The following is a 13,273-nucleotide window of genomic DNA, read 5'->3' as shown; positions in this document are numbered from 1 at the left end:
TTTAAACATTTCGTGACTTCGAGTCTTCGTGGTTCAAATGGTTACTGGCGAATCTAAACGACTGCTCCAAACTCATCCCCACTTTATACTCTGACTAACCCTGCAGGTCACGCCGGCGTTGCCGGCGTGACACCCCTGCCGATATGGGGAATGTCAGGTAGCGCTGTGCGCAACCTGACCTACGTCTCTGGCCTGCCTCATAAAAATACGCAACAAAATAAAAGTGCTCACCACCAAGACACCAGAACACCAGGCTTTTATATAATTAATTTTTACTTGGTGTCTTGGCGTCTTGGTGGTTATCTCTTCAAAATACGACGTTGACTTTGGCCCAGTATGATCGTCCCGGCTCGTTGACCTGGACCACGGTGGTGTCGAAGGCACTGGGCTTGTTCAGATGTTCGGCGTAGGTCTTGTCGGTAACGTTATCCACACCGAAGTTGATCTTGCTCTGTTTGTTGAGCCGGTAAGTGCCGTACAGGTTATAGACGGTGAACCCGGCTGTCTGACCCGCGTCCAGACCGCTGTCCGTGTTAATGTCATCCTCCACCCGACTCTGTTCGGCGACGGCGCGTAGCTCTGCACCCAGTCTCCAGTCAGTTTTGCGGTATTCCAGACTGAGCGTGCCTTCCAGCGGCGGCGTCTGGGCAATGGGTCGTGACTCGGTGGTGTTGGTGGCCCGGACATAGGCAATACTCAAATCACTGGACCAGCGATTACTCCACTGATGTGATCCTTCCAGATCGACCCCGTACAGCTCGGCATCCACATTCCGATAAACCGTTGCCAGATCCGAGCGCAACACACCATCCTGGCCACGGGCCCGGTCCCGCAGGATGTAATCGTTGACCCGATCATAGTAAATCGTCAGTGAACCGCGGCTTCGTTCTCCCTGATAATCCAGGCCCGCATCGATCTGATGATGTGCCTCGGGTTCCAGGTCGGGGTTGCCGACCCAGATAGAACTGGCGGTCATGTTATCAGAGGCCATGAAGCGCTCGGTGGCATCGGCAGTACGCACGGTGCGGCTCAATCCGGTGAACAGGGTAACAGGCTGGTCAGCCAGATCCTGCTCATAGCGCAACAACGCGCCGACATTGGTTTCATCACTCGGTGTCGCCGTCTTGCCATAATAATCGCTGTAGAGCGTATTCGGACTGTCACCCCAGGTCGCCGCCGGTTCCAGATCGGCCTTGCTGGCCGAGGCGTCCACCTGATCAATACGCAACCCTGCTGTATAACGCTTGTCCGGCGTCAACTCGGCGGCATATTCGGCCACCATCCCCCACTGCTCGATACTGACCCCTGGCCACATATAAGAGTTGATCATTGTCGGTTCGTTGCCGGCGGGACCACCGTAACGGGTCGCATCGCGGTCGTTTTTCATCACATCCAGACCTAACGTCAACAGCCCCTTCCCCAGAAGCAAATCCCCCTCGATTCGGCCGCCTGTGGTATCCGATTCTGACGGCACCCGCATCCACATATTATTGTTGGTGCGCAGGGAATAGTTATCCATCACATGCTCCACCGCCGAGCTGTACAGCTCGGCGTCAAAGCCGCTGAACCGTCCCGATCCGGTACGGCTTTCGTACCCCAGTTTAATCAGGTCATGATCGCTGATCGGTGCATCCATGTTGGCACCGGCATATTCGATATCTTCACCCCGGCTTGCCTCCAGACTGAGTGACAACTTGCTGTCTGCATCGGGACGATAACCCAGATCCAGAACGCCACCCGTCTCGTCATAACCGGAGCGTACCTTGTTCCCGTCGCCATCCTCATAGCTATTGGCAGAGCTGGTATCCACAATTGCACGGACGAACCCTGATTCACCGCCGGTAGCAACATCAGCATGCGCGCCTTTCGCATCACCATTGGAAGCATAGTTTGCCCCCAACTCAACACGATAATTTTTATCCTCCGTAAACACCGGTTCCGTTCTTTCGAACAATACGGTTCCTCCGGAACCGCCGCTGCCATAGAGCAGACTTTGCACACCCCGGATCACGGTCAACTGATCGTAAGTTGCCGGACCGGCGTAGGAAGAGGGGGGATCCATACGATTGGGACAGCCACCAAAGACATAGGCACCATCGAGCAATACATTCAGTTGATTCTGTTTTTGACCCCGAATGACCGGATCGACGCCATGCGCCCCCATCTTGACACCACCAACACCCGGCAGAGCCCTCAACCATTCTCCCCCGTCAGCGGGAGGAGCCTGCTCGGTACTCTGCGACTGTTGTGTCATCTGTCCCGATCCAGCATGGCGATCCGCTTCGACGTCAATAATCGAAGTCGACTCCGCCTGAACACCGCCGATGATCGACCAGCCCAATATCATGCCGGACAAAATAGAGTAACTGCGTTGCATACTGCTTGCTCCCCGTTGAAAAAACCGTCAAAACCATCAGGGAGGCAAATGTCGTGCCACGAGCTGGTCACGACAAAACAACGACTTGCATGAGAAATAAACTTGAAACTGTCTGTTATCAGACACCCTGTATCAGGACAGTCGATTCATCACTCCGTTGTAAAATACATAGCTTACTGGTCATTCTAAAGTCCGCATTGGAGCCGGAATGATATTACGTTAAAGTTTGCTTTCATCGACCCAAGCCAAAAAGCCACCGAACTGATTCCGCCTTTCATGACGCAACTTACCCCTGCCTTTAAACTGACGCTGCTGCTCTCAATCGGATTGCACATCGGGGTAATGATTCAGCCCGGCACGCTCTCGCCGGGACATCATCAGACGGAGGTCAATACTCGACTGAACATCCGCTTGAATCCGGTAGTGGCCCCCCGACTCCGGTCCGAACCGTTAGCAAAAAACCCGGCCAAACCGAAGACGAAACAGGAAAAACAACAAACAAAACCATCTCCGGTAACGGAAACTCTCGCAAAACCGGATACGCCCACAAAACCAGACGACGAGGTGCCCGCGGAAGAAAAACCCACGAAGCTATTTAAAGAGGCACGTCCGCAAGAGATGGAACAGCAACGAAGACAGCGCGGGGATGTCCGCAGCGGAATATCAGCCGACGAATCCTACCAGAGCCGCCTTCTGCGTCATCTGGAGCAATACAAGCATTACCCCTTTATGGCACGCCGGCGTCAACTGGAGGGTCGGGCCGCGATCCGCCTGATGATCGCCACCGACGGTCAGATACGCGACATCGAATGTCTTGAAGGCAATGAGTTATTTTGCGAGGCGGCCATCCAGGCCGCCCGCAAAGCACAACCCCTCCCGGCACCGCCGGCATCCCTGTCGGACAGAACCTTTAACTATACAATGGAATATAAATTACGATGACGGGAATGAGCCACGCACCACAGAGTACTCCCATGCAACGATTTTTCGCCGGCGGATTACTGGTGCGTAGAACGCACCCTACACACTCAGCACTAAGTACTAAGTACTAAGTACTAAGTACTAAGTATTTATTCTTCAGGAGGCGATGCTATCCCGTACCCGTTCCAGTCGTGCCTTGACCTCCCCGGCCAGCTCATGAATACCCGGTTGTTGCACCAGATCCAGCACCGCCTGCGGGTCCATGAACGCCACCGTGATCGACTCATCCTCTTCCTCGCGCACGACTACGTTGCAGGGCAATAACAAACCGATATCCGATTCGGCGGTCAGGGCCTGGTTGGCCAGTTCCGGATTACAGGCACCGAGTATCTTGTAGGGTTTTTTATCAATATCCAGTTTCTTTTTCATGACCGCCTTGACATCAATCTCGGTCAATACGCCGAAACCCTCTTCTTTCAGTGCTTCGGTGACTTTCTCAACCGCCTCATCAAAACCGCCTGAAACCTTGGTGTTAAATCCGTACATAATCCTCTCCTTCTGTAAAAATATTCTCAGCGTCGCCAGTTGTGCCTGACAACACAGAAATTGCTATCAACAAACAGGTTCTAGTAACTAGTTCCCAGGACCTGGTATCTGGTATATCAACCAGACGAGGGCCAAAAGCACGACGTTCCAGATCAGGATACCGAAGCCCCCGTGACCGAACAACCACCCGCCGCCACTTCACCCTGCATCCTATGCCCCTTTTTGCCTATCTGTTTTTCGCTCGTTGATCATTGCGATACCATCGGGCATAGATCTCATCGGGCCATTGCGCCTTGATCCAGGCCAGCACATCGACAATATCCTGTTCGCTGAGCTGATCTTTCCAGGCCGGCATATTCCCTCCCCGGTCCAGGGTGCCGTTTTTAATAACCTCGATCAGTTGGGCGGTCGGATGATGCCAGGTGTGCGCCGACCCATCCAGCGGCGGTGGCGGGAATTTACCCTCCTCGTCGCGCTGCCGCCAGTTCTCTGCACCCTGTGCCAGCTTGCCGTGACAGGTGGCACAGTTTTGCTGATAGATACGCCCGCCTCGCAGAATCTGCTGCATATCCTGATTACGTGGCGGTATATCGGCTTCCGTTGAGGCAGATTGGGTGGCTTGCGGTTGGCTGTTGGAACTGGCCGAGTTATCGCACCCGGCCAGTCCCAGACTGACAACAATACCAAGCACCACAATGGTGTATATCGCTGGCATCTTAATCCCCCGGTATTTTACCTTGTTCAATACAACGCTTGACTTCATATTGCTTCCACAGAAAATAAACAGCCGGAATCACGACCAATGTCAAAATGGTAGCGCTGATCATACCGCCGACCATCGGCGCGGCAATGCGGCGCATCACCTCCGAGCCGGTGCCGCCACCCAGCATGATCGGGAGCAGACCGCCGGTGATTGCCGCAACAGTCATAATGATAGGTCGGACTCGTAACAGGGCGCCATCGGTCACGGCCTGCTTGAGTTCTTCCATAGTCGGTACATGCACGCGTTCTTTGTACGAAATATGACTGCGATAAGCCTGATTAAGGTAGACCAGCATTACCACACCAATCTCCACGGCCACCCCGGCCAGGGCAATAAAGCCGACACCGACAGCCACCGACATATTGTAGCCAAGAACGTAAAGTAGCCAGTAACCGCCCACCAGTGCCATCGGCAGGGTCCCCATGATAATCATCACTTCGACAATATTTCGGAAGTTGAGATATAACAGGAGCACGATAATCACCAGTGTCAGCGGTACTACGACCTTCAGACGCTCCTTGGCCCGAACCATATACTCATACTGACCTGACCAATCAAGGGAGTATCCGGACGGCAGGTCGATCTCCTGATTAACAACGCGCCGGGCCTCTTCAACATAGGAGCCCAGGTCCCGATCTTTGATATCAACAAAGGTCCAGCCATTGGGTCGTGCGTTTTCACTTTTTATCATAGCCGGACCCTTTTCAACCCTGATATCCGAAACTTCAGACAGTGGGATCCTTGCACCCTGTTTGGTAATCAAGGGCAGATCGCGCAGCTTGTCGACCGACTCGCGAACCTCCTGCGGATAGCGCAAATTGATGGGGTACCGTTCCAGTCCTTCCACTGTCTGGTCGATCTGCATTCCACCAATCGCCGTGCTCACCACGTTTTGTACATCGACGATATTCAGACCAACCCGAGAAGCCGCCTTGCGGTCGATATCCACCGTGATATAGCGTCCGCCGACCGTGCGTTCCGAATAGGCCGAGACCGTCCCCGGCACCTTCATGACTGCCTCCTCGACCTGCTGGCCAAGATCCTGGATCACATTCAGATCGGGACCCGAGACCTTGACACCTACCGGCGTCTTGATCCCGGTCGCCAGCATGTCGATCCGGGTTTTGATCGGCATTACCCAGGAGTTGGTCAACCCGGGGAATTGTACCCGGTCGTTTAACTCCTGCTTGAGTTTTTCAGTGGTCATGCCTTCGCGCCACTCACTGCGGGGCTTGAGCTGGATGGTGGTTTCGATCATGGTCAATGGCGCCGGATCGGTGGCGGTTTCGGCCCGTCCGATCTTGCCGAAGACCCGCTTGACCTCCGGCACGCTCATGATCAGTTTGTCAGTCTGTTGTAACAGCTCCTGCGCCTTGCCGATGGAAAGCCCGGGGAACGTTGTCGGCATGTACATCAGATCCCCTTCGTCCAGATCCGGCATGAATTCCGAACCGATGTTCATTACCGGCCAGATCGTCATCAGTATCACCAGCAATGCAATACCAAGCACGCTTTTGGGTTTGTTCAGCACTGTATTGATGAAAGGTTTGTAAGCTTTTATCAAAACCCGATTGACAGGATTTCTCTCTTCCGATCGGATACGACCGCGGATGAAATAACCCATCAATACCGGCACCAGGGTGATCGACAACCCGGCCGCCGCGGCCATGGCATAGGTCTTGGTAAAGGCCAGCGGTGCGAACATCCGCCCTTCCTGAGCCTCCAGGGTGAAAACGGGCAGGAAGCTGAGGGTAATAATCAACAATGAGAAGAACAGGGCCGGTCCCACTTCACGGGTCGCTTCACTGATAATCCGCCAGCGGTTTTCATCGTTCAGCGGCTCGCGCTCGATGTGTTTATGCACGTTTTCGATCATTACGATCGCCGCATCGACCATGGCACCGATGGCAATGGCAATCCCGCCCAGGGACATGATGTTGGCATTAATACCCTGGTGATACATGACCACAAACGCACCCAGAATCCCGATCGGCAAACTGATAATCGCGACCAGTGCCGAACGCAGATGAAACAGAAACACCAGACAGACCAGCGCGACAATTAGAAACTCTTCCAGCAGTTTGCCGGTCAGGTTATCGACAGCCCGATTAATCAGACTGGAACGATCATAGGTTTCGACGATCTCCACGCCGTCTGGCAGGCCGTTTTGCAGCTGTTCCAGTTTGCGCTTGACGCCCTCGATGGTTTTGAGGGCATTTTCCCCGTAACGCATCACCACAATACCGCCGGCGACCTCACCCTCGCCGTTCAGCTCCGCGATGCCGCGGCGCATTTGCGGCCCCAGCCGGATCTCGGCTATATCGCCCAGCAACAACGGTGTACCCTGATCACTGACGCCCAGCGGAATATTTTCAAGATCCTCCTTGCTCTGGATGTAGCCGGTTGCCCGCACCATATATTCAGCTTCGGCCATCTCGATCACCGAGCCGCCAGCCTCCTGATTACCTTCCCGAATTGCCTTGCGCACCTTTTCCAGCGGCAGGTCATAGGCGCGCAACTTGTCCGGATCCAGAACGACCTGGTACTGCTTGACCATACCGCCGACGGTCGCCACTTCCGATACGCCGGAAACCGTCTGCAGCTCATATTTCAAAAACCAGTCCTGCAGCGAACGTAGTTGGGACAGATCATGCTCGCCGGTGCGATCCACCAGGGCATATTCATAGATCCAGCCCACACCGGTGGCGTCGGGTCCCAGCGCCGGACGGGCCTGCTCCGGCAGCCGCGATTCGACCTGACTCAGGTACTCCAGCACCCGTGATCGGGCCCAGTAGGGATCGGTGCCGTCCTCAAAAAGGATATACACAAACGAATCCCCGAACATGGAGTAACCGCGCACCGTCTTCGCCCCCGGCACGGAGAGCATCGCCGTGGTCAACGGATAGGTCACCTGATCCTCCACCACCCGCGGCGCCTGCCCCGGATAGGTGGTCTTGATAATCACCTGCACATCTGACAGATCAGGGATCGCATCCAGCGGCGTGTTCTTCACCGCATACCAGCCCCAGCCGCATAGCACCACCGTCAGCAACAACACCAGAAAACGGTTGTGCAGCGACCAGTCGATAATTCGTTCAATCATGTTCTATCTCCAAAAAATTCACCACGAAGACTCGAAGGCGCGAAGTTTATATAACAACTCTGGAAATACCTTGCTTCATGACTGGCACATTAAAGTTCAGTAAAAACCCAAGATTTTTCTTGCTGAGCTTCATATACGTCATTAACTGAGCCTTATGGACAGGCAGCAATTGCTCGACAGATTTCAATTCAACAATTATCGACTGTCCAACAAGCATATCCATCCTGAATCCCGGCATGATTTTCTTGCCCTCATAAATGATTGGCATTTCAATTTGGCATGACACGTCAATTCCCCGCTTAATTAACTCATGTTTCAAACATGCCTCATAAGCTGACTCGAGCAAGCCGGGTCCTAAAGACCTGTGTATCTTGTAAACCGAATCAACGACATGTTCTGCCATTTCTTCAATTTCATTACCAAACGATGATTCCTTTCGAAGCATCATGCTCTCCTTCGCGTCTTCGTGACTTCGTGGTTAAATCTATTCTTTGCGTTTTCGCATGGCCTTGATGACATAGCCGTCGTCGCCTTTTTCAAGGTCGAATTCGACTTTATCATCGGGACTGAACGCCTCGAGATCGACGTCGGGTTTGACCTTGAAGTCCATGGTCATTTCCGGCCAGTCTATTTCCGGGATTGGGTCGTGGCTCATGTTGACGCTGTTTGCTTCCGGATCCAGTTCATGTAACACACCGGTGCCGGTGATAGCCGATGTGGACTCTTCATTTTCTGCGGTGGTCTCGTCTTCCGGCGATGTCATCCGTTGCATACTGGCCTTGAGACTGGCCTCCGAGTCGATCAAAAACTGTCCCGAGGTCACGACCCGATCGCCGGCTTCCAGTCCGTTTTTGATCTCGACCCAGTCACCCGACGCCATGCCGGCGACCACGGTCCGGGGTTTGAACCGTCCCTCCTCCAGCGACAGAATCACCCGATCTTCTTCCCCACCGCGGATCAACGCCTCTTGCGGAATAATCACAATATCCCGCCGGGCTCCACCATAGATGCTGACATCGGCAAACATGTTGGGCTTGAGGGTTTGATCGGGGTTATCAAAGCGCAGACGAACCTGCAAAGTGCGGGTTCTGGGGTTAAGGTTGGGATAAACGTATTCCACCTCCCCTTCCCAGGTTCGACCGGGAAAATAGGAGAGAGTGACGTCAGCCGGCTGGCCCGCCTCGACCCAGTCCACCTGACTTTCAAAAACCTCCGCCTGAATCCAGACAGAAGAGAGATCCGCCAGCGCCATCACCTCGGCTTTGGGCATAACATACATCCCTTCACGCACGCCGAGATTGGCGACAATGCCGTCCTGCGAGGCATAAGCTTTGACATACTGACTGACCTGGCGGGTTTTGCGCAGCTCGTCGATCTGTTCGGCACCAATGTCCAGTGCCAGAAGGCGCTCCCGGGAGGCCCGAATCAGTGATTTACGTCCGCTCTCCAGAGCCTGAACATACTCTTCCTGCGCATTCACCAACTCCGGCGCGTAAACTTCGTAGAGCAGTTCACCTTTCTCGACCCGCTCGCCCTCGGCTTCGACATAGAGTTTCTCTATCCAGCCCTCGGTGCGCAGATGAATATGCGAAATCTGGCTTTCGTCGTACGCGACATACCCGACTGTATCGATCTTGCGCCACAGGGTGTCACGCTCGGCCTTGGCGGTACGTACGCCCATATTGTTAACTACTGCCGGCGAGACTTTCACCGAACTGCCGCCGCCATCGTCGTACACCGGCACAAAGTCCATACCCATCTCATCCTTCTTGGGCTCTTTTGAGGTAATCGAGGGATCGTGCGGATGTTGATAGTAGAGAATCTCTTTCTCACCCTGCTGTTGATCATCGCTCTCCTGCTCTTTTTCGACCAGATCCATGCCACAGATCGGACAAGTGCCCGGCTCATCGCGAACGATCTGGGGATGCATTGGGCAGACATAGTTCGGATCGGTGTGCTTCTCGGCATGCTCCAGCGCGGTCTCCTGTTGTCCGCTGTTGTCAGCACCGCTGTCCGCCGCGCTCTGATCCTCGCTGCAGGCGGCCAGCAGCAGCCCCAGGCAAAGAATGATTAACCCTTTTGTCAATTTCATTGTGCAACTCCTGCAATATAGAGTAACTGCGCCTGTACCCTGGCACGGTCGGTACGCAGACGTAGTGCCTTGAGTTCGGTATCCAGCTGCATGATGCGGGCTCGCATCAGGGCACTGAATTCCGCGTCACGACTTTGATAACCTTGCAAGGCGCTTTTGGCGTTTTCCCGCGCCATAGGTAATAATCGTTCCTGATAACGGTCCAGGCGATCGGCCAGACTGTTCCAGCGGGAGTGGCTCTCCTCCCACTGGCGGTTCAATCCCCGTTTGCGATCCTTGAGACTGTAAAGCGCACTTTGTAACTTTTGTTTACCGGCAGCGACCTTGCGGTCCTGATAATTACCGGTAAACAGGGGGATATCCATCAGCACCATGGCGGAGAGAAAGTCACTGCGCTGGCTGCCATCAAGATTCACTCCTTCGCGTCCACCATAGGTCACATCCAGCATCCAGGACGGCTTGTACGACTGGCGGGCCAGAGAGACACTGTTTTGCTCGGCCTCCACCTCGGAGCGGGCGGCCTGAATCATGGGATGATCGTCCAGTTGAAGCGGCTGCGGGCGGGGCAGTTTCGGGAACTGTTCCGGCGGGATCATGGCGTCAGGTGTGTCCCCCAGATAACGCGCCAGTTTCGCCCAGGCCTCCTCCATCTTGTTGCGTATGTCCTCCAGACGATCATCCAGCAGGCCCAGTTCAAGCTCGGCCCGGATCACATCCTGCTGCTGTTGGCGCCCGGCGGCATACTGGGATTCGGTTACCCGCACCAGGTTGCGGTACAGATCCCGATTCTCTTCCACCACTTTTTGCGCCCGATGCCAGTAATACCACTCCAGCCAGGCCTGACGTACATCGCGCACCAGCTTCCGACGTTGATTTTTTGATTGATGATCCTGTGCCCGGGAACGGGAAAGGGAACGTTCTGATTTGTATTTGAGCGAATCCCCCGCCGGAAACATCTGCTGGATCCCCACCTGTACCTGGGTCATCGCCTCCTGATCCCGTTCGAAGGTGTCGGTGGGAAAATTCATCAGTCCCAGCTTCAGCTTGGGATCGGGCAGGGCCTTATCAGCGACCGCCTGTTCCTTCAGAGCCGCGCTTCTGGCCTCGGTGATCCGAAAGCCGGGATCATTGTCCAGCGCCAGGCGGATCGACTCCTCGAGTGTCAGGGTCGAGGCCGCCAATAGCGGTTGGGCTGTCAGTGTCGCCAATACGACACCGCACAACATAGATAGGCGTAACATGTATATACCTCATCATCTGATTCCGTACCGACGCCACGCATCGGCATTACTACAGCAAAGTACACCCGGGACGGGTGTCAACGTCAGATGAGGTTTCGAGGAGGTCGAAATTGACCGGTCGGGGGTAATCCGTCAGGGGTCCCGTACAGGGGAAGCGAATAGTCCGATTCCGGATTATTGATTTCGGTGTTCAGCACGGAGGCAATCGCGTTGATACTCTGGCACTGAAAACAGTCGCGGCAGTTCTGGTTGCAGCGGTCGGTATCCTGCTCGCAACAGGTTCCGGCCTGCGAGGAATCCGCCTGCTCCATCTGCATGTGCTCACATGTATGATTCGGCGACGGCGCCTGCATCTCGGTTTGCGCATACAGGGCCTGTACCGGCAATAGCAACATTGCCAGGGTCAGCAGGTGGACGAGCCCGTGTCGTGTTCGTGTCATGCGCAAATCGGCCTGAACGTCAGTTCAACACACTAATTGACCCCGGCAAACCCGACAGGTTCCCCGGGGTCGTTCCATACTAACAAAACTGTTGTGGAAAATAACCCCAGAAATCAGGGCATTTTCGCCTGTCAGTTTAAAGATCCTTGATAATCGTAAAAGCGCCGCGCAAATCCCCCTTGCTGTAACCGGTCGCACGGTCCTCGGGATAGAGTTTTTCCAGCTTGGCGGAGACCGCCGGGTCCAGTTCACTGCCGTGGCATTTGAGACAGAGCTTGCCGGTGGGAATCGCTTTCATATAACGGAATTGTTGCTGGCCGTTTTGCTCGACGATCTCATGTTTTTCCATTTTCTTCGGGTTCTCACCGTTCGCTTTGCGTTGCTCAAACTCCCTGAGTACCACCTCTTCCCATTGATCCGGGGTGTTGTTGGGGTTGCGGGGTTTCAAACTGGTGCGACCGATCTGCAGCCCCTTCTCCTTTGAGACATCCCGGGCAATCGCCGGCGCCTTTTCACTGCACACCTCGATGGCGTTGACCGGCCCGCCCGCTTTCATCGCCGCTTGCAGCTCGCCCTTCAGTTGCCCGAAAAACTGCTTGACCGCCTGACGGCTCTGCTTGACGTCGTCTGACTTCGGTTCGGCTGACGCTGTACCGGCCAACATCGCCATCAGCACGATAGAAATAAACTGCTTCATTGTCCTGTTCTCCCATGTTTACAACACATTAAATATAAAACCTGAAGCTTTCGGTGTCTGACACAGCTGATAAACCCAACGGGCTGAATAATTATTAGATATTGGCAAGTGAGTCGATTATGAACGCGCTGCAGGTGGGACTCAAGCCGACTCCAGATGCGACCGGGTGACCATTTTGCTGGCCCGGCTCAGGACAAACTCCTTGAAGGTCTGGGCTACCGGCGAGAGGCGTTTGCCCTGGCGATGCACCACATACCAGTGGCGCAGGATCGGAAAATCGGCCATATCCAGCACCACCAGCCGGCCGGTTTCCAGCTCCAGTTCGAGGGTGTGAATGGAGACGATCCCCAGCCCGAGCCCCGCCTCCACCGCCTGCTTAATGGCCTCGTTACTGGTCATTTGCATGCCGGTTTTGAGGTTGACGCCATGTTCGGCAAAAAAACGTTCCATGGCAATGAAGGTGCCCGAACCTGGTTCGCGCACCACGAAGGGCTCTTCCTCAAGACGCTTGAGGGAAATCCCGGCTTCGCCGGCCAGGGGGTGATCCGGCGGCGCGATCACCACCAGCGGATTCTCCATGAAGGCCTCGGTCTCCAGTCCCTGATCGTCGGGCGGCTTGCCCATGATCACCATATCCTTGTCGTTCTGTTCCAGCTGCCGCAACAGGGTGGCACGGTTGGTCACATCCAGGCTGAAGCTGACTTCGGGATAGTGGCTGATAAAGCTGGCCAGCAGGCGGGTGGCAAAATAGTTGGCGGTACTGGCGACCGAGATATCCAGATGCCCGCGCCGCACCCCTTTGAGCTGCTCGATCACCTCCTCGGCCTCGCTCAGCTGGCGGGAGATCGCCCGGCAGTAGTGGTGCATCTCCCGCCCCGCCTCGGTCAGATAGGTCTGCTTGCCCATCTGCTCGAACAACGGCAGCCCCACCGACTCTTCCAACTGCTTGATTTGCATGGACACAGCCGGCTGGGTCAAATGCAGCTCCTGGGCCGCCTGGGTATAATTCAGGTGCCGGGCAACGGCCTCGAAAACCTTCAACTGGCGCAAAGTGATGTGCATAGCGGGGATCCGTGGGCTGCTCTGTCTTATG

Annotated in this window: 11 protein-coding genes; 1 reads left to right on the top strand and 10 read right to left on the bottom strand. The window is 55.0% G+C overall.

All coding sequences use genetic code 11. The features are described from left to right. Positions 1–307: 307 nt before the first annotated feature. Entirely contained in the window at positions 308–2,377 is a 2,070-nt protein-coding gene (locus tag EDC23_RS03005) for a TonB-dependent copper receptor (protein ID WP_134080982.1), read from the bottom strand. Positions 2,378–2,653: 276 nt separating this feature from the next. Here EDC23_RS03005 and EDC23_RS03000 point away from each other — a divergent pair, with 276 nt between their 5' ends. Further along, the gene (locus EDC23_RS03000) at positions 2,654–3,319 is read left to right on the top strand and encodes a cell envelope integrity protein TolA (RefSeq protein WP_134080979.1); all 666 of its coding nucleotides are present in this window, start codon (positions 2,654–2,656) and stop codon (positions 3,317–3,319) included. A 135-nt stretch (positions 3,320–3,454) separates the two neighbouring features. On the opposite strand, the gene EDC23_RS02995 is transcribed toward EDC23_RS03000, so the two are convergent. From EDC23_RS02995 to EDC23_RS02955, 9 genes are all read right to left on the bottom strand, one after another. Then, positions 3,455–3,844 (bottom strand): DUF302 domain-containing protein, encoded by a 390-nt coding sequence (locus EDC23_RS02995; RefSeq protein ID WP_134080977.1) that lies wholly within the window; start codon positions 3,842–3,844, stop codon positions 3,455–3,457. Between the two features lie 226 nt (positions 3,845–4,070). Further along, the gene (locus EDC23_RS02990) at positions 4,071–4,559 is read right to left on the bottom strand and encodes a c-type cytochrome (RefSeq protein WP_166668754.1); all 489 of its coding nucleotides are present in this window, start codon (positions 4,557–4,559) and stop codon (positions 4,071–4,073) included. A gap of 1 nt (position 4,560) precedes the next feature. Then, positions 4,561–7,710, bottom strand: a complete 3,150-nt coding sequence (locus EDC23_RS02985; RefSeq protein ID WP_134080973.1) for an efflux RND transporter permease subunit — start codon at positions 7,708–7,710, stop codon at positions 4,561–4,563. A 46-nt stretch (positions 7,711–7,756) separates the two neighbouring features. Continuing rightward, the gene (locus EDC23_RS02980; RefSeq protein ID WP_134080971.1) at positions 7,757–8,158 is read right to left on the bottom strand and encodes a GxxExxY protein; all 402 of its coding nucleotides are present in this window, start codon (positions 8,156–8,158) and stop codon (positions 7,757–7,759) included. A gap of 36 nt (positions 8,159–8,194) precedes the next feature. Beyond that, a complete protein-coding gene (locus EDC23_RS02975; protein ID WP_134080969.1) occupies positions 8,195–9,802 on the bottom strand; it encodes an efflux RND transporter periplasmic adaptor subunit in 1,608 nt (535 codons plus the stop codon). Then, complete coding sequence (locus EDC23_RS02970; RefSeq protein ID WP_134080967.1) at positions 9,799–11,043, bottom strand: TolC family protein; 1,245 nt, start codon at positions 11,041–11,043, stop codon at positions 9,799–9,801. The genes EDC23_RS02975 and EDC23_RS02970 overlap by 4 nt, the downstream gene beginning before the upstream one ends. An 83-nt stretch (positions 11,044–11,126) precedes the next feature. Next, complete coding sequence (locus EDC23_RS02965; protein WP_134080964.1) at positions 11,127–11,483, bottom strand: hypothetical protein; 357 nt, start codon at positions 11,481–11,483, stop codon at positions 11,127–11,129. Between the two features lie 136 nt (positions 11,484–11,619). Next, positions 11,620–12,180, bottom strand: coding sequence for a Tll0287-like domain-containing protein (locus tag EDC23_RS02960; protein ID WP_134080962.1), 561 nt, complete (start codon positions 12,178–12,180; stop codon positions 11,620–11,622). A gap of 141 nt (positions 12,181–12,321) precedes the next feature. After that, a complete protein-coding gene (locus tag EDC23_RS02955; RefSeq protein WP_134080960.1) occupies positions 12,322–13,242 on the bottom strand; it encodes a LysR family transcriptional regulator in 921 nt (306 codons plus the stop codon). Between the last annotated feature and the right edge of the window lie 31 nt (positions 13,243–13,273).

This window comes from Thiohalophilus thiocyanatoxydans, from assembly GCF_004366735.1.
Classification (GTDB): domain Bacteria; phylum Pseudomonadota; class Gammaproteobacteria; order UBA6429; family Thiohalophilaceae; genus Thiohalophilus; species Thiohalophilus thiocyanatoxydans.
Note: the sequence above shows the minus strand (reverse complement) of the source record. Positions and strands in the feature narration are given on the sequence as shown.